Source organism: Oerskovia gallyi (assembly GCF_014836745.1).
Lineage (GTDB): Bacteria > Actinomycetota > Actinomycetes > Actinomycetales > Cellulomonadaceae > Oerskovia > Oerskovia paurometabola.
The window spans coordinates 19,344-36,013 of the sequence record NZ_JACSQE010000009.1 but is presented as its reverse complement, the minus strand read 5'-3'; the positions used below and the strand labels follow the sequence as shown (position 1 = coordinate 36,013).

Below are 16,670 nucleotides of genomic sequence, written 5' to 3'. Positions count from 1 at the left end.
GGGGCGCGGGGGGCGCGCCGGGCCGCCGGGGGGCCGGGGGGTGGCGGGGCCCCCCCCGGGGCGCCCCGCGGCGTCACTCGGCCGACGGCGCCTTCTGCTCGGCCTGCTCGGCCTCGCGGTTCGCACGGGCGACCTTCTTGGCCTTCTTGAGGTCGCGCGCCTTGACGCGTTCTTCCTCGGCGCGGACCTCTGCCTGGATCTCGCGCTCGCGCACGAGCCACGCCGGCGGGTCCTCGCGCAGCTCGTTGATCTGCTCGGTGGTCAGCGCTTCCTCGACGCCGCCGCGGGCGAGGCCCGCGATCGAGACGTTGAGGCGGCCGGCCACGACGGGGCGCGGGTGGGGACCGTTGCGGCGCAGGTCGACGAGCCACTCGGGCGGGTTGGTCTCGAGCTCCTCGAGCCGGCCGCGCGTGATGGTCCCCTCCTGGAACTCCGGGGGAGTGGCGGGAAGGTACACCCCGAGCTTCTTCGCCGCGGTCGCGGGCTTCATGGTCTGGGAGGAGTGCGGGGTGCTCATGGTCCCAGGGTATCGGTCCCGGCCCCGTTTCCTTGTCCTGGGGCGGCTAGGGTTGTGGGGTGGAAGAGACTGCGCGCAGCGCCGAGCACGACGCCGACCGACCGGCCGAGGACGTCACCGACGCGCAGACCCCCGGGTTCCGCCTCGCGTACGTCCCGGGCGTGACGCCCTCGAAGTGGGTGCGGACGTGGATCGACCGGGTCCCCGACGTGCGCCTGGAGGCGCTCGCCGTCCCGGCTTCGCAGGTGGAGGCCCTCCTGCACGACGGCGGAGCGGACGTCGCGATCCTGCGCCGCCCCGTGCGCAGCGAGGGGCTGAGCCACATCGCGATGTACACCGAGGTGCCGGTCGTCGTGGTCCCGCGCGACCACGTGTTCGCGGCCCTCGAGAGTGACGAAGCGCTCACCGTGGCGGACCTCGCGGACGAGGTCGTGCTGCACCCGCTCGACGACGTGCTGGGCTGGGCGGACCCTGCCGCGGGCTCGACTGCCGACGACGAGGCGGCCCCTGTCCTGCCCGGCAAGCCTGCCCTGGAGCGCCCCGCGACGACGGCCGACGCGATCGAGCTCGTCGCGGCGGGGATCGGGCTGCTGGTCGTGCCGCAGTCCCTCGCACGCCTGCACCACCGCAAGGACCTGACGTACCGGACCCTCGACGGGGGACCAGAGGCGCCCGTCGCGCTCGGCTGGGTGACCGAGGAGAAGTCGGACCTCGTCGAGGAGTTCATCGGGATCGTGCGCGGCCGCACGGCCAACAGCTCGCGCGGCGTCGCGGGCCCCACCCCTCCCGCGCCCGAGGCGAGCAGGAAGGCGGACGGGCGTTCGCCGTCGGGCGCCACGAGCGGCGGGAAGGCCGGGCAGGCCACGAAGGGGACGAGGACCGCGAGCGCGGCGCGCAGCGGCGCGAAGCAGGCGCCCAAGGGCGGCAAGAAGTCGGGCAAGTCCGTCGCGAAGCGGCTCGGCAAGTCGCAGTCGATGAAGGGCCGCAAGAAGGGGCGCTAGTTCCTTCACTCTTGACTTATATAAGCGGCAGGTGAAAGATCGACGGATGGAAGCGTTCGACGTCCTCGGCGACCCCGTCCGGCGACGGATCCTCGAGCTGCTGTCCGGCGGCGAGACGTCCGCCGGAGACCTCGCAGCCGTGATCCGCGACGAGTTCGGGATCAGCCAGCCCGCAGTCTCCCAGCACCTGAAGGTCCTGCGCGAGAACGGCTTCGCGACCGTCCAGGCAGCCGGCGCCCGCAGGCTCTACGCCCTGGACCCCGGCGCGCTCGACGAGGTCGACGACTGGCTCGACGGCCTCCGGCGGTTCTGGGACCAGCGCCTCGACGCGCTCGGCACCGAGCTCGCCCGCGGGCGCCGCACCCGCCGTCGGGCCGCCTCGTCCCCGGACGCTTCCCGCACCGCCCCGGCCGCAGACCCGCGACCGGTCCCCGCGAAGGAGGCCACGAGATGACGTTCGACCTGAGCTCCGAGATCGACAAGGCCCGCCGCACCGTCGGCGGGCGCGACGACGCCCGCGTCGTGCTGCTGAGCCGCACCTACGACGCCCCGGTCGAGGACGTCTGGGACGCGTGCACCGACGCCGAGCGCATCGCCCGCTGGTTCCTGCCCGTGACCGGCGAGCTGCGCCTCGGAGGGCGCTACCAGCTCCAGGGCAACGCGGGCGGCGAGGTGCGCGAGTGCGAACCGCCGCACCGGTTCCTCGTGACCTGGGGCATGAGCGAGGACGACCGGAGCACGGTCGAGCTCCGCCTGGCGCCCGCCGACGGCGGGGCCACCGAGCTCACGCTCGAGCACGTCGCGGTCGTGCCGCCCGAGTTCTGGGACCAGTTCGGCCCCGGGGCCGTCGGCGTCGGCTGGGACCTCGCGCTCGTCGGGCTCGCCGCGCACCTCGCGGGCGTCGACCTGGGCGACCCGGCCACGCTCGAGACGAGCCCCGAGATGCGTGCGCTCCAGACCGCCAGCGCCCAGCTCTGGCGCGGCGCGCACGAGGCGTCGGGCGCGGACCCGTGGGGGGGGGCGCGCCCCGGGCGGCGGCCGCGCCCGCCGCCGCCGCGACCACCGCGTTCTACGTCCCGCCGCTCGACCAGGACGCGACACCCTGACCCGCGCTGGGCATGACCTCGGGCGGGCGCCTCAGCGCCCGCCCGTGACGAACACGTCGAACAGCTCCGGATGGTGCGCGTGCACCAGGACCGCGAACACGATCGCGTCGAACAGCAGGTGCACGCACACCACGTACGTGAGCGACTTGGTGCGCGCGAAGATCCAGCCCTGGACCAGCGCGAACGGGATCGTCAGGAGCGGCCCCCAGCTGCGGTAGCCCAGCTCCCACAGGAACGACACGAACACGGCGGCCTGCAGGAGGTTCGCAGGCCACAGCGCGAAGTGGCGGCGCAGCAGCGCGAACACGACGCACACGAAGAACAGCTCGTCCCAGATCCCCACGGCGTTGACGCCTACGAACAGTCGCGCGATCTCCTGCGGCGTCTCGATCGCGGGCCAGTTCTGGTACGAGCCGGACCCGATGAAGTACGCGGGCAGGATCAGGTAGCCCGCGACGAGCACGACCAGCAGGTACACGATCTGGGTGCGGTTCCAGCGCCTGCCCGTGCGGACCGGGAACCGGATCGCGTCGTCGCGATAGACGTAGCGCGAGACGGCCCACGGGACCAGCACCGCGAGCGAGAGCACGACGGCGAAGCGCGCGATCCCGGCGTCGCTCAGGTCCGCCGCGAGCGGGATGGTGCTGATGATGCCCATGCCGAGCGCGATCAGCAGCAGGTCGCGCCCGAGCCGCCGGTCGACCAGGAGCCCCAGCAGGACACCGCCGACGAGCGGCACGTACCCGAGCGGTCGGACGTGCACCGCGAACAGCAGGACCGCCGAACCGCACACCAGCGCCGCGGCCAGCAGGCGCAGGGTGGTCGTGCGGGCGGGCGCGCGGGGGGCGTCGGGCGTCGCGGCGGTGCGGGCGTCGGTCACGCGCCCCACCCTGCCACGGGGACGGACGTGAAGGCGGGGTGTGGGCCGCGAGGGGGACGCCGGGAGGTGTCGGGGTCCGACCGCGGTCTGATGTTCATCGGCCGTTCACCTCCGTACCATTCCGGGGTGAAGTCCCCCAGATCGTCCCTGCTCCTGGCCCTGCTCTGGCTGCTCGCGGCCGCCGTCGTCGTGCCGGCCCTGCTGCTCCTGCGCGGGCCCAGCACCGAGCTCTACCTCGCCGTGACGGCCCGGACCGCGGACCTTCCCGGGGTCGAGCTGGTCGCCGAGGCCGGCGTGATCGTGCTCGCGCTGCTGTGGCTGCTCGCGGCCTGGCAGGCGCGCGGGGCGGGGCTCGTCGCGGTCGCGACGGCGCTCGTCGGAGGTGCCGGGGCCGTGGTCGCGTACGCGACGTCCGAGGTCGCCAAGACGATCGTCCAGCAGCCCCGCGGGTGCTGGGACCTCATCGAGATCGCGCACTGTCCTGCCGCGGGGGACTGGTCGTTCCCGAGCAACCACACGACCATCGCGTTCGCGCTCGCGACGTCCGTGGTGCTCACGGCGCTCGCCACGGGCCGCCCGCGGGACTCGCTCGGCACGACGACGGCGCTCCGGTTCCGGCGCGCCCGTCGCCTCCCGCCGTACCGCGTCATGGTCGTCGCGCCCGCGATCCTTGCGGTCGTCACGGGGGCGGCGCGCCTGGTGCAGGGGGTCCACTTCCCGCACGACGTCGTCGCCGGTGCGACGGTCGGAGTGTGCGTCGTCGTGGCGCTCGTCCTGGCGCTGCGCGGGCCGGCTGCCGCAGGGCTGGCGGTGCTGTGCCGCAACGAGGCCCTGGACCGGTTGCTGCTCGCGCCGGAGGTGCGGGCAGGGGCGGACGAGCGGGCCCTGGCCCACCGCTGAGGGTGACTCACCCCCGAAGGGGCGCAGGCACCTGCCGACGGAGCCACCCTCGGCGGACTCGCGTCGCCGCGGAGTGCCCGGACGTGCCCGGGCGCTGCGCGAGCAGGCAGTTTGTTCGAGTTGCTGACATTTGTGCGCATCGCTACTTTGTCACCCGCGGCGCCAGCCGTTCACAAGGATTGTTCAACGATGAGCAAAATGGGGGCTCACATGTTTGGCAAGAGAACTGTCTCCGGCATGCGCCGTGGAGCCGCGATGATCGCGGCCGGGCTCGTGGGCGCGGTCGTCGCGACCGCAGCCGCCGTGCCGGCGACCGCCGTCGCGCTGCCCGCCGCAGCACCGCTCACGGTCGCCACCGCAGCGCCCGCGAACCCGTGCGCCGCGACGTGGAGCGAGACCAGCTCGTACCAGGGCGGGGCCACGGTCTCCCACCACGGCCGCAACTTCACGGCGAAGTGGTGGACGCAGCGCGAGAACCCCGGCGCCACGACCGTCTGGGCGGACAAGGGTGCCTGTCAGGGGGGAACGTCCGACTTCGTGATCAGCGAGGCCGAGTTCGACGCGATCTTCCCGAAGCGCAACGCGTTCTACACCTACCAGGGCCTCGTCGACGCCCTGGCGGCGTACCCGAGGTTCGCCAACACGGGCACCGAGACGACCCGGACCCAGGAGGCGGCGGCGTTCCTGACGCACGCCGACTTCGAGTCGGTCGGCCTGCGGTACGTCAAGGAGATCAACGAGGCGAACTACTGGATCAAGTGCGACTACTCGCAGCCGTTCGGCTGCCCGGCCGGGCAGAAGGCCTACTACGGCCGTGGTCCGATCATGTTCAGCTGGAACTTCAACTACAAGGCGGCCGGTGACGCGCTCGGCATCGACCTGCTCAACAACCCGTGGCTCGTCGAGCAGGACCCGTCGATCGCCTGGCAGACGGCCCTCTGGTACTGGAACACGCAGAACGGTCCGGGCGTCATGACGTCGCACGAGGCGATGATCGGTGGCGCAGGGTTCGGCCAGACGATCAACTCGCTCAACGGGGCGCTCGAGTGCGACGGCGGCAACCCGGCGTCGGTCCAGAGCCGGGTCGACCGCTATCAGAAGATCACGGCGATCCTGGGCGTCGCGCCGGGCTCGGGCCTGACGTGCTGACCTGCTGACGTGCTGACCCGCTGACGGGGGCATCGCGCCTCGTCTGCGGAGCGCCGACCCGCCGAGAAGTGAGTAGGTGCCCCTGATCCGGTCGTATCAGGGGCACCTACTCACTTCTCGGCGGGGCCGCTCAGGCCAGCGTCAGGCCGCGTCGGGGAACGGGATGCCCGTCGTCGCGTGGCAGCGGTACCCGTTGGGGTTCTTGTCGAGGTACTGCTGGTGGTAGTCCTCGGCGTAGTAGAACGTGCGGCCCTCGGCCGGCGCGACCTCGGTGGTGATGGGGTCGAGCCCGCGTGCGGTCAGGACCTTCTGGTACCGCTCCTCGGTCTCGCGGACCGCGGCCTCCTGCTCGGGCGTCGTCCAGTAGACCGCCGAGCGGTACTGGGTGCCGACGTCGTTGCCCTGCCGGTAGCCCTGCGTGGGGTCGTGGCGCTCCCAGAAGATCTTGAGCAGCTCCTCCTCGCTCACGACCGACGGGTCGTACGCGACGAGCGCGGTCTCGGTGTGCCCGGTCCGCGCGGTGCAGACCTCCTCGTACGTGGGGTTGGGGGTGGTGCCGCCCATGTAGCCGACGGCGGTCGAGATCACTCCCGGCACCTGCCAGAAGATCTCCTCGGCCCCCCAGAAACAGCCCATCGCGAGGTACAGCACGCGGGTCCCCTCGGGCCAGGGCCCGGTGATCGACGTCCCGAGCACGGTGTGTGGGCGGGCGGTGGGGAGCACGGGCTGGTCCCGCCCGGCGAGCGCCTTCTCGGGCGCGACCATCTGGGTCTTCATCGAGGACCCGAACAACGACTCGAACATCTTTACCTCCACCTGTAGCCGACACCTGGGCAACACCTCGCCGTCGTCGCCTGTTCCCCGGGCGCCCCAGGAACCGTCCCCTCCCGACGGTCCGCGCGAAATGTCCACATCCGCTCTGCGAGAACCGTCGTGTTCCGCAGGAACGCGCGGCCCGTGGGCACGTAGGCTCACAGGATGAGCAGCGCGAGCACTCCCTCCCACCCTGACTGGTCGAGCACCGGCTTCGCGACCCGCGCCATCCACGCGGGACAGGACCCGGACGCGGCGACGGGGGCCGTCGTGCCCCCGATCTACCAGGTCTCCACCTACAAGCAGGACGGCGTCGGCGGTCTGCGCGGGGGGTACGAGTACTCCCGGTCCGCGAACCCCACCCGTACCGCGCTCGAGGAGGCGCTCGGCGCCGTCGAGACGCCCGCGGGCGCCGAGCCGGCGCGCGGGTTCGCGTTCTCCTCGGGCCTCGCGGCGGAGGACACGCTCCTGCGGGCGACCCTGCGCCCGGGCGACCACGTCCTGGTGCCCGACGACGCGTACGGCGGCACGTACCGCCTGGTCGCACGGGTCTTCGGTCCGTGGGGCATCGAGCACACGGCCGTGGACCTGACGGACCTCGACGCAGTGCGGGCCGCGGTCCAGCCCGGCCGCACGAAGGTCCTGTGGGTCGAGACGCCCACGAACCCGCTGCTGGGCGTGAGCGACATCGCCGCCCTCGCGCAGGTCGCGCACGAGCACGGCGCGACGCTCGTGGTCGACAACACGTTCGCGACGCCCTACCTCCAGCAGCCGATCGGCCTGGGCGCCGACGTCGTCGTGCACTCGACGACCAAGTACATCGGCGGGCACAGCGACGTCGTCGGGGGAGCGCTCGTCGTGGCCGACGGCGCCGAGCTCCCGGGGGACCTCGTGTCACCTGCGGGAACCCGCAGCCTGGCCGACGCGGTCGGCTTCCACCAGAACTCCTCGGGCGCGGTCGCTGGGCCGTTCGACGCGTGGCTCACGCTGCGCGGTCTCAAGACGCTCGCGGTCCGCATGGACCGGCACGCGGCCAACGCCGCGGCGGTGGCCGAGTTCCTCGAGTCGCACCCCGCGGTGACCCAGGTCATCTACCCGGGGCTGGCCTCGCACCCCGGCCACGAGCTCGCCACGCGGCAGATGCGCGGCTTCGGCGGCATGGTGTCCTTCCGGGCAGGGAGCGAGGAGAAGGCGCTCGCGGTCTGCGCCCGGACCCAGGTCTTCACGCTCGCGGAGTCCCTCGGCGGGGTCGAGTCGTTGATCGAGCACCCGGGGCGCATGACGCACGCGTCGGTCGCGGGCTCGGCGCTCGAGGTACCTGACGACCTGGTGCGGCTGTCGGTCGGCATCGAGGACGCGGCGGACCTGATCGCGGACCTCACGCGGGCTCTCGCGTGAGCGCGGCTGCGCGCAAGGGCCGCGCCGCGGGCGTACCTGCCGACGCCCGGCGCCCGACGACGTCGCCCACCTCGGCAGGAGCGGTCGCCACCGCCGGGGCCGGGAAGGCCGCGGTCGGCGCAGGCCTGCGTGATGGCAAGCCGCACGGTGCCGCTGCGGTGCCGCCGTCGATCCAGACCGCAGCGGCCTGGTCGTGGCGCCTGCTCCTGATCGGGGCGCTCGTCACGGCGAGCCTGTACGTCACGGGGCTGTTCAAGGTCATCGTCGTTCCGGTCGCGATCGCGCTGCTGCTCACAGTCCTGCTCACGCCGGTGCGTCGGTTCCTGGAGAAGCACCTGCGGTTCTCGCGCGGGCTGTCGTCGATCTCGGCGCTGCTCGGGCTCCTCCTGGTCGTCGGCGGCCTCGTCACGGTCGCGGGCAGCACGATCGTGAGCGGGATCTCGGAGCTGCGGGAGCAGGCGATCGACGGCTTCAACGAGTTCATGGACTGGCTGCAGGCGGGGCCGTTCGGGATCGGCGTGGAGCAGGTCGACGGCTACCTCAAGGAGCTCGAGAAGTTCATCAGCTCGAGCCAGGACAGCATCGTGTCCGGGGCGCTGGGCGCGGCGACGACCGTGGGCCACGTGGCCGCGGGCGCCGTGATCGCGCTGTTCTGCACGTTCTTCTTCCTGCTCGACGGCCGGACGATCTGGTCCTGGTGCGTGGGCCTGTTCCCGGCGCGTTCGCGTGACACGATCCACCAGGCGGGGCGTCGCGGCATCGTCACGCTGTCCGCCTACACGCGCACCCAGATCCTCGTGGCGCTCGTCGACGCGGTCGGTATCGGTGTCGGTGCGGCGTTCTTCGTGCCGTCGCTCGCGCTGCCCCTGGGCATCCTGGTGTTCGTGGGCTCGTTCATCCCGATCGTGGGTGCCGTCGTCACGGGCGCGGTCGCGGTGCTCGTCGTGCTCGTCGCGAACGGGTGGGTCGCGGCGCTCATCATGCTGGGCATCGTGCTCGCGGTCCAGCAGATCGAGAGCCACGCGCTCCAGCCGTTCCTCATGGGGCACGCGGTCTCGCTGCACCCCGTCGCGGTGCTGCTCGTGGTCGCGGCCGGAGGGTTCGCCGCCGGGATCGTCGGCGCCCTGTTCGCGGTGCCGCTCGCGGCCCTGATCAACACCGTGGTCCTGTACCTCAACGGGCACGACAAATTCCCCGACCTCGGCACCGACGACACCCTCGTGATTCGCGGCAAGCCCGTGCTGCCGGTCATGGTCCGGCGTGCCGAGGACGACCTCGCCGACGACGAGAAGGTGCCCGCCTCGGCGCGCACCACCGGGCGCAGGGCCACGCGCCGTGGGGGAGCGCCGTCGTCGGGCAGCGCGGCGAGCACGGGCGAGGACGCGTGACCCTCCCTCAGCCCGCCGTGACGCTCGACAGCATCCGCGACGCCGCCCGCATGCTCGACGGCGTCGCGTACCGCACCCCCGTCCAGACGAGCCGCGCGATCAGCCAGGTCGCGGGCGTGCCCGTGGTGCTCAAGTGCGAGAACCTCCAGCGCGCGGGGTCGTTCAAGATCCGCGGGGCGTACATCCGCATGGCCCGGCTCTCGGCCGAGGAGAAGGCGCGGGGCGTCGTCGCGGCGAGCGCCGGGAACCACGCGCAGGGCGTCGCGTTCGCGGCGGGTCTGCTCGGTATCCAGGCCGTCGTCTACATGCCGGTCGACGCCGCGCTGCCCAAGGTCGCCGCTACGCGCGAGTACGGGGCCGAGGTGCGCCTGGTGGGTGTCGACGTCGACGAGACCCTCGCTGCCGCGAAGGCCGAGGCCGAGCGCACGGGGGCGGTGTTCATCCACCCGTTCGACCACCCCGACGTCGTCGCGGGCCAGGGCACCATCGCGCTCGAGATCCTCGAGCAGGTGCCCGACGTCCGCACCGTCGTCATGCCGCTCGGCGGTGGCGGGCTGGTCGCGGGGGTCGCGGCGGCCCTGGCCGGGGTCGCGCCGCACGTCAAGGTCGTGGGGGTCCAGGCCGCGCGTGCGGCCGCGTACCCGGGCTCGCTCGCCGCAGGAGTCCCGACGACGTCGCTCGCCCGCTCGACCATGGCCGACGGCATCGCGGTGGGCACCCCGGGCCCCGTGCCGTTCTCGATCGTGTCCGAGCTGGGCGCCGAGGTGCGGACCGTGACCGAGGACGAGCTGTCCCGTGCGCTGCTGATGATCACCGAGCGGGCCAAGCTCGTCGTCGAGCCTGCGGGGGCAGCGGGCGTCGCGGCGCTGCTCGCGGACCCGAGCGGGCTCGAGGGGCCGGTGGTCGCGATCCTGTCCGGGGGGAACATCGACCCCCTGGTCTTGCTGCGCGTGCTGCGCCACGGGCTCGCGGCCGCGGGGCGGTACATGCAGATGCAGGTCCTGCTCGACGACCGCCCCGGGGCGCTGGCCCAGATGCTCGACGTGATCGCCGGCGTCGGCGGCTCGATCATGCACATCGACCACGACCGCACCGACGTGCACCTGGCGATCGGGGAGGCGTGGGTGCGCATGCAGGTCGAGACGAAGGGCCAGGAGCACTGCGAGGCGCTCGTCGCGCAGCTCCGGGGTGCGGGGTACCGGGTCCTGACGGGCTGATGCTCCGGGGGGCCGAGCGGCGACCCGACCGTGGACGCGAGATGCTGCTCGTTGTCGCTCACGGAGTGCTGGGAGCGACAACGGACAGCATCTCGGTGAGGACTTGAACGAGGAGGCTGGACGTCTTCTGACCGGTCGGGTGTCAGCCGCCCTCGACGACGCGTGGCCGCACGCTGACGTCCGGCGCGTCTCCGAGGCCGCCGGGGTCCACCCCACGGTCGGCGAAGGCCTGCAGGACCCGTCCCGTCGTGGCCGGCCAGCGGCGGAGGACGTCGTCCGCATACAGCACGAGGACCCGCCAACCCAGGCGCTCCAGCTCCTCCCGGCGCGCGACGTCGTCGAGCATCTGCTGCCGGTCCGTCAGGTGGTGGATCCCGTCGTACTCGATGGCGACGCGTAGCTGGGGCCAGCACAGGTCAGGGCGTGCCACCCACGGTCGCGGTCGTACACGTCGGCGCCGACCACCGGGCACGGGAACCCGGCTGCAACCAGCAGGAGCCGGACCCGCGTCTCCATGGGAGAGTCGACGAACCCCCGGGAGGCGGCGAGCGCTCCCTTGAGGGCGCGAGCCCCGCGGCGAGAACCGTGCCAGGCCAGAGCGCGGGTGAGGTCCTCCCGGGGAACCGCCGGCCACCGTCTGCCGAGGATCGCGTCCGTGACGCAGACCAGATCCGTGAACGACAACGCGTGCGCGGTCCGCAGCGGGGGCACAGCGACACGAGAGATCCCCACCCGCCCCTGGTCGGAACCGGTCGGTACAGCCGGGGCGACGAGTCCGGCGAGGTCGAGCCACGTCCGGGCGAGGGTCGTGACGGGGCGCCCGAGATGACGGGTGACGTGGTTGGCCCGAGGGCGGACGTGGCCCGTGATCAGCGCGGCCTCGCTCGGGAATCTCCCCGGGCCTCGCGAGACGTGAAGTGTCGTGGTGAGGTCGATCGTGGGAGGGAGCGGGAGCCCCCACAGGGCCGCGGCCGTCGTGTGCGACCACGCGTCACCGACCGAGAACGTCAGCTCGACGGCCTCGCAGAGCGCACCGAGGTCGTTGGCCCGGGACCGGTCCATCCGGATCCCGCGCAGCGGTGCGTGCAGCTTCGTCGACCGCACCTGCCGCCGGGTACATCCGGCGGCAAGTGCGTCGGCGACGAGGAACGGTGTGGGCGGCAAGGGCATCACGAGATGCTGCCCCTTGGCGTTCCGAGGGGCGAGCACCCGACGAGCGGCAGCATCGCGGGCGCGGGCGCGGGTGCGGGTGCCCGGTGGGACGTGGAAGGCCTCGGGGAGTCGTCCGTCATGGCGTGATCCTGCCCGAGCGCGGCCCGCTGTGGGGCCGGTCCGGTCGCACCTGTGGACAGGCGCGGGGTGCGGTTCGGGCGGGCTCGTCGGCCGTCGGCGTCGAGATGCTGCTCGTTGTCGCATCGAGCGCGAGAACCCGACAATCGGCAGCATCTCGCTGAAGGCCTCGAGCGCTTCAAGCGCTCCGAGCGTTGCCGAGACGGTTCAGGCGCCGCCGACAGTGGGGCCTTGGACCGGCACCGGGGCGCACCCGGACGCACGCAGGCCCGGGAACCCTGAGGTTCCCGGGCCTGCGTGCTCGCGACGCGTGTTCCCCGTGCGGAGCGGCCACCGTCGGTGGTGGCCCGGTGCGTCAGCGGTGGGTCACGCCTCGAACGGCTTGGCCGCGAGGATCTCCACCTGGATCTGGTTCCCGTTGGGGGCGGCGTACGAGACCTTGTCGCCGATCGAGGTGCCGTTGATGGCCTCGCCGAGCGGGGACGTCGGGGAGTAGACGCGGATGTCCGTGCCGCCCGCGATCTCGCGCGAGCCGAGCAGGAACGACATCTCCTCGCCGGCCACGAGCGCGGTGACGACCATGCCGGGCTCGACCTTGCCGTCGTCCGGCGGCGTGCCGATCTGCACGTTGCGGAGCTTCGCGGTCAGCTCGCGGATGCGCGCCTCGTTCTTGGCCTGCTCCTCGCGGGCGGCGTGGTAGCCGCCGTTCTCCTTGAGGTCACCCTCGTCGCGGGCGGCAGCGATGCGCTCGGCGATGTCGGTGCGGCCGGCACCGGACAGGTGAGCCAACTCGGCCTGAAGCCTGTCGTGTGCCTCCTGGGTCAGCCAGGTGACGCTGGTCTCGGTCACGGTTCGCTCCTTCCTTTCCTTGCGTTCCTGCGGTCGACGTCGGTGGACGTGACCGCACAGGGTGAGGCAGTGGGTGCGGGTGAGAGCGACTCCGCTGCCTGCCCGGGGTGGTGACGTCGGCCGGTCGCCGACGCCGCGTGGCGGGTTTCGCTGGACCTGATGCTTCTGGGGCAGCGTGAATCCCTCAGGATACCAAATGTCCGCTGCATCACACCGCTCCTCACCCCTGGGGCTGCCCCGGACGAGCCCGGGGGAGCCCCAGCGTGCGTCGCCCCGTCAGGGTAGTGCGCGGCAGCTCTCGACGATGCCGGTCGTGGCGAGCTCGGACGTCGCGACGCTCACGGTGTAGCGCCCCTCGAGCTGGTCGCTCGGGCCGACGACGACGTCGACCGTCCCGACCTGCGCGTAGCTCTCGGCGAGGGCGTCGATCGTGCACTCGGCCTGGGTGCCGGGCTTCATCGAGACCTGGAACGTCACGTCGATCTGCTCGGAGCTGACGACCTTGAACCCGAAGTCGTCGTAGCGCACGGGCGTCGAGGCCTGCCCGAGCCCGATCCAGACCGTGATCGCGACGCCGACGACCGCGGCGGCGACGATGCCCGCGATCGTGAGGCGACGGCGGGCGGGCGTCGGCGCGGGTCCGTAGCGGCCCGCGGGCGGCTGCGGTGCGGGGGTCTGCGGCGGGTTCTCGTGCTCGTCGAGCGCGTCAGGGCCGACCTGCGGGGTTGTTCCCGACGGGGGAGTGCTGTTCGTCATGGTGAATCGAGGTCCAGGGGTTGGGTGGACTACCTGCTCATGAGACATCATTGTCTCTGAACTTCTTCGCCCCGGAGTACCCCCTGGAGGACCTGTGACCGAATCGACGGCGCGCCCGCGTACTGCATCGGCGGCCGGGACGGTCGACGGCGCACCGCTGCGCCTCATGGCCGTCCACGCGCACCCTGACGACGAGTCGAGCAAGGGCGCCGCGACGTCGGCCCGCTACGCCGCGGAGGGCGTCGAGGTGCTCGTCGTGAGCTGCACGGGCGGTGAGCGCGGCGACGTGCTCAACCCGAGCTTCGGTGAGGTTCCCTCGACCCCCGAGGGCATGGCCGAGCTGCGCCGCGCGGAGATGGCGGCGGCGGCCAGGGCGCTCGGTGTGAGCCACCGCTGGCTGGGGTTCGTCGACTCGGGGCTGCCGGAGGGCGACCCGCTGCCTCCGCTGCCGGAGGGCTGCTTCGCGCTCGTCCCGCTCGAGGAGGCGGCGGCGCCGCTCGTCGAGCTGGTGCGTGAGTTCCGCCCGCACGTCATCACGACGTACGACCCGAGCGGCGGCTACCCGCACCCGGACCACATCATGTGCCACAAGGTCGCGTTCGAGGCGTTCCACGCCGCGGGCGACCCGGAGCGCTACCAGGTCGAGGGCGGCGCGCCCGTGTGGGAGCCGCTCAAGCTGTACTACAACCACGACTTCTCGATGAACCGCATCCGCACGATCCACGAGGCCGTCGTGGACGCCGGTCTCGAGTCGCCGTTCAGCGACTGGGTCGAGTCGCGGGCGGCGCGCGAGATCCCCGAGCGCGAGGTCACGACGCGCGTCGAGGTCGCCCCGTACTTCCCGCAGCGCGACGCGGCGCTCATCGCGCACGCGACGCAGATCGACCCGGACGGCTTCTTCTTCGCGATCCCGCGGGACCTCGAGGTCGCGGTGTGGCCGATCGAGGAGTTCGAGCTCGCCGAGTCACGCGTCCCGACCACGCTTCCGGAGGACGACCTGTTCGCCGGTATCCGCACCGAGGAAGGCCACGCATGAGCCCGACGCCGCAGCTCACGGTCGACCTGTCGTCCCACCTCGCGGGAGGGCCCGGTTGGGCCGCCGGCGTGACGGCCGAGACGACACCGTCCCCTGCTCCGACGGGTGGTGAGCTGCGCCCGGGCCTCGAGCCGACCGACGTCTCTCCCGGCCTGCCGGGGTTCCTCACGATCTTCGCGGTCGCGCTCGCGTGCGTCGCACTGTTCCTGTCGATGAACAAGCAGCTCCGCAAGGTCCGTCACGACGAGCGGTCGGCCCACCCCGGCGGCGGCGGAGCGGGGGGCTCGTCGGACGGCGGCGCCTCGGACCGCGGCTCGCGCTCGAACGACGGCCCGAGCGACAGCTCGAGCGACGGCTCGAGCGACGGCTCGAGCGACTCGGGCAGCTCGGGCGGCGACTCCGGCGGCGGCGGCGACTGACGTGACGCGTTCGCCGCGTGGTCCGGTGCGGGTCACGATCGCCCAGATCGAGGTCTCGAACGACCACGCGGCGAACCTGCTCGTGGTGCGCTCGGCCTTCACCGAGGCTCAGCGCCTCCAGGCCGACCTGCTGGTGCTTCCCGAGTACGCCTCGGGCTTCGACCCGCGGGGCGTGGGGATCGAGCACGCCGAGCCGCTCGACGGCCCGTTCGTCACGACCCTCCAGCGCTGGGCCGCGGAGACGGGGGTCGCGGTGATCGCGGGCACGACGCTCCCCGGCACCGGCACCGGCACCGGTGCCACCCGTGCCGTCAACGCGGTCGTCGCGATCGACGCGGGTGGTCACCTGGTCGGGGTGTACCGCAAGGTGCACCTCTACGACGCGTTCGGCCACCGCGAGTCGGACCGGCTCGAGCCGGGTCCGGTCGACGTGCCTCCCACCACGATGTCCGTGGGCGGCCTGACGTTCGGCGTCATGACCTGCTACGACCTGCGGTTCCCCGAGTCGGCACGCCGGCTGGTCGACGCCGGTGCGGACGTCCTCGTGGTGCCCGCTGCCTGGGCCGCCGGCGATCTCAAGGCCGACCACTGGCGCACCCTGGCCCGCGCCCGGGCGATCGAGAACACGTCGGTGGTGCTCGCCGTCGGGCAGGCGGGGAAGGGCGTGACCGGGAGGTCGCTGCTCGTGGGACCGGACGGGCAGGTCGGGCTCGAGCTCGACGAGCGGGCGGGGCTGCGGACCGCCGACGTCGACCCCGACGCCCTGGGTGCGGTGCGCGAGGCGAACCCGTCCCTCGCGAACCGTCGCTACGTCGTCGTGCCTCGGGAGCAGCCAGAACGTTGAGTGCGGAGCAGCCGTCGCAGGTCGAGCCGATCCGCGACAGCTGCTCCGCGCTCAGCGGACGACAGCCAGGCTCAGGCGTTGAGCGCCGCGATCATGATCGCGGCGTAGTGGCACCCGAACCCCACGACGGTCAGCACGTGGAAGATCTCGTGGAAGCCGAACCAGCGCGGGCTCGGATTGGGGCGCTTGAGGCCGTAGACCACCGCCCCCAGCGTGTAGGCGAGGCCGCCGATCGCGACGAGCCACACGATCGCCGGGCCGGACGGCGTGGTCCAGAACTGCGGCATGTACCCGACCGCGACCCACCCGAGCGCGACGTAGATCGGTACGTAGACCCACCGCGGGGCGCCCAGCCAGATGATGCGCGCGGCGAGCCCCAGCAGGGCGCCGACCCACACGACGAGCAGCAGGATCGTCGCGGTCCGCTGCGGCAGGAGCAGCACCGCGAGCGGGGTGTAGGTGCCCGCGATGATGAGGAAGATGTTCGAGTGGTCGGCCCGGCGCAGGATCCCCGCGACCTTCGGCGACCAGGTGCCGCGGTGGTAGACCGCGCTCGTGCCGAACAGCAGGCACGCGCTCAGGCCGAAGACGGCGCACGCGACCTTGCCAGCGACCGGGGGGGCCAGGATCACCAGGACGATGCTCGCGACGAGCGCGACGGGGAACGTGCCGGCGTGGATCCAGCCGCGCAGCCGAGGCTTGATCGCCTCCGCGACCTTCTCGGCGGCGCTCGACACGGCGCCTGCGGCAGAGTCCAGCGAGTTCTCGAAGGTGTCGCCGGAGGTCGGGCGGTCGGAGGGTCGTGCCACGGAGAGACTCCTGCTCGTGTCGGCGGTTCGGGCGTGCGGACGGGATGTCCCTGACCCGGGGGGTGCGCGTGAGTCGACGTGCGTGGCTCAGGAACAACTTACGCCATCGTAAGTTACGTCACCGTAGGTTGTTGCGCGGGACTGTGAAGATCCTGCGTAAAGCCATCTTCAGGACCGGACCTCGGGGTATCTCGACTGTTGCCTCCGGTACCGTTTGGCGAGCGACGACGATCGTCACCGACGACCGTCCTGCGACCTCCGCGTCGCTCGCGCGACGCTCCCGGGCCCCGCCCGGCCC

The 16,670-nt window shown here is 72.5% G+C and carries 19 protein-coding genes; 11 read left to right on the top strand and 8 right to left on the bottom strand.

Annotated features, from left to right (window positions below; translation table 11 throughout):
- Positions 1-73 precede the first annotated feature (73 nt).
- Positions 74-517, bottom strand: a complete 444-nt coding sequence (locus tag H9640_RS12050) for a DUF5997 family protein (RefSeq protein WP_191790947.1) — start codon at positions 515-517, stop codon at positions 74-76.
- A gap of 59 nt (positions 518-576) precedes the next feature.
- On the opposite strand from H9640_RS12050, the gene H9640_RS12045 reads away from it, so the two are divergent.
- Genes H9640_RS12045 through H9640_RS12035 form a run of 3 tightly spaced genes read left to right on the top strand, consistent with a single transcriptional unit; the run spans position 577 to position 2,640 of the window.
- Positions 577-1,518, top strand: a complete 942-nt coding sequence (locus H9640_RS12045) for a LysR family substrate-binding domain-containing protein (protein WP_191790946.1) — start codon at positions 577-579, stop codon at positions 1,516-1,518.
- 46 nt (positions 1,519-1,564) lie between these two features.
- Positions 1,565-1,972 (top strand): ArsR/SmtB family transcription factor, encoded by a 408-nt coding sequence (locus tag H9640_RS12040; RefSeq protein WP_191790945.1) that lies wholly within the window; start codon positions 1,565-1,567, stop codon positions 1,970-1,972.
- Positions 1,969-2,640, top strand: a complete 672-nt coding sequence (locus H9640_RS12035) for an SRPBCC family protein (RefSeq protein WP_191790944.1) — start codon at positions 1,969-1,971, stop codon at positions 2,638-2,640. Before H9640_RS12040 ends, H9640_RS12035 begins: the two co-directional genes overlap by 4 nt.
- Before the next feature lie 15 nt (positions 2,641-2,655).
- Here the strand turns inward: H9640_RS12035 and H9640_RS12030 are convergent, their stop codons facing one another.
- Positions 2,656-3,441 (bottom strand): CPBP family intramembrane glutamic endopeptidase, encoded by a 786-nt coding sequence (locus H9640_RS12030; protein ID WP_225227146.1) that lies wholly within the window; start codon positions 3,439-3,441, stop codon positions 2,656-2,658.
- A 189-nt stretch (positions 3,442-3,630) separates the two neighbouring features.
- Between H9640_RS12030 and H9640_RS12025 the strand changes: the two genes are divergently transcribed.
- Positions 3,631-4,404: a phosphatase PAP2 family protein gene (locus H9640_RS12025; protein WP_191790942.1), complete on the top strand. Its 774-nt coding sequence runs from the start codon at positions 3,631-3,633 to the stop codon at positions 4,402-4,404.
- 210 nt (positions 4,405-4,614) lie between these two features.
- A complete protein-coding gene (locus H9640_RS12020; RefSeq protein WP_225227122.1) occupies positions 4,615-5,553 on the top strand; it encodes a glycoside hydrolase family 19 protein in 939 nt (312 codons plus the stop codon).
- A 141-nt stretch (positions 5,554-5,694) separates the two neighbouring features.
- Here the strand turns inward: H9640_RS12020 and msrA are convergent, their stop codons facing one another.
- On the bottom strand, positions 5,695-6,357 hold the full coding sequence (gene msrA, locus H9640_RS12015; RefSeq protein WP_138823262.1) for a peptide-methionine (S)-S-oxide reductase MsrA: 663 nt from the start codon (positions 6,355-6,357) through the stop codon (positions 5,695-5,697).
- Positions 6,358-6,531: 174 nt separating this feature from the next.
- Here msrA and H9640_RS12010 point away from each other — a divergent pair, with 174 nt between their 5' ends.
- From H9640_RS12010 to ilvA, 3 genes are read left to right on the top strand one after another with little or no spacing between them, the layout of a single operon-like run.
- Positions 6,532-7,764, top strand: coding sequence for a cystathionine gamma-synthase (locus tag H9640_RS12010; protein WP_191790941.1), 1,233 nt, complete (start codon positions 6,532-6,534; stop codon positions 7,762-7,764).
- On the top strand, positions 7,761-9,152 hold the full coding sequence (locus H9640_RS12005; RefSeq protein WP_318243761.1) for an AI-2E family transporter: 1,392 nt from the start codon (positions 7,761-7,763) through the stop codon (positions 9,150-9,152). The genes H9640_RS12010 and H9640_RS12005 overlap by 4 nt, the downstream gene beginning before the upstream one ends.
- A 50-nt stretch (positions 9,153-9,202) precedes the next feature.
- Entirely contained in the window at positions 9,203-10,369 is a 1,167-nt protein-coding gene (gene ilvA / locus H9640_RS12000) for a threonine ammonia-lyase (RefSeq protein WP_225227145.1), read from the top strand.
- Positions 10,370-10,511: 142 nt separating this feature from the next.
- On the opposite strand, the gene H9640_RS11995 is transcribed toward ilvA, so the two are convergent.
- From H9640_RS11995 to H9640_RS11980, 4 genes are all read right to left on the bottom strand, one after another.
- Positions 10,512-10,799 (bottom strand): DUF559 domain-containing protein, encoded by a 288-nt coding sequence (locus tag H9640_RS11995; protein WP_191790939.1) that lies wholly within the window; start codon positions 10,797-10,799, stop codon positions 10,512-10,514.
- Positions 10,730-11,539 (bottom strand): hypothetical protein, encoded by an 810-nt coding sequence (locus H9640_RS11990; protein ID WP_191791100.1) that lies wholly within the window; start codon positions 11,537-11,539, stop codon positions 10,730-10,732. Before H9640_RS11990 ends, H9640_RS11995 begins: the two co-directional genes overlap by 70 nt.
- Positions 11,540-12,025: 486 nt before the next feature.
- Positions 12,026-12,508 carry a transcription elongation factor GreA gene (gene greA / locus H9640_RS11985; RefSeq protein WP_191790938.1) on the bottom strand — a complete coding sequence of 161 codons (483 nt, stop codon included), beginning with the start codon at positions 12,506-12,508 and terminating at the stop codon, positions 12,026-12,028.
- Positions 12,509-12,784: 276 nt separating this feature from the next.
- Entirely contained in the window at positions 12,785-13,264 is a 480-nt protein-coding gene (locus tag H9640_RS11980; protein ID WP_191790937.1) for a DUF4307 domain-containing protein, read from the bottom strand.
- 166 nt (positions 13,265-13,430) lie between these two features.
- Here H9640_RS11980 and mca point away from each other — a divergent pair, with 166 nt between their 5' ends.
- The 3 genes from mca to H9640_RS11965 are packed head-to-tail and all read left to right on the top strand — an operon-like array spanning position 13,431 to position 15,563.
- A complete protein-coding gene (mca, locus tag H9640_RS11975; protein ID WP_191791079.1) occupies positions 13,431-14,300 on the top strand; it encodes a mycothiol conjugate amidase Mca in 870 nt (289 codons plus the stop codon).
- Positions 14,297-14,719 carry a hypothetical protein gene (locus H9640_RS11970; RefSeq protein WP_191790936.1) on the top strand — a complete coding sequence of 141 codons (423 nt, stop codon included), beginning with the start codon at positions 14,297-14,299 and terminating at the stop codon, positions 14,717-14,719. The genes mca and H9640_RS11970 overlap by 4 nt, the downstream gene beginning before the upstream one ends.
- Position 14,720: 1 nt before the next feature.
- Positions 14,721-15,563, top strand: coding sequence for a carbon-nitrogen hydrolase family protein (locus tag H9640_RS11965; RefSeq protein WP_318243760.1), 843 nt, complete (start codon positions 14,721-14,723; stop codon positions 15,561-15,563).
- Positions 15,564-15,634: 71 nt separating this feature from the next.
- Here H9640_RS11965 and trhA read toward each other — a convergent pair whose 3' ends face one another.
- Complete coding sequence (gene trhA, locus H9640_RS11960) at positions 15,635-16,321, bottom strand: PAQR family membrane homeostasis protein TrhA (protein ID WP_225227141.1); 687 nt, start codon at positions 16,319-16,321, stop codon at positions 15,635-15,637.
- Between the last annotated feature and the right edge of the window lie 349 nt (positions 16,322-16,670).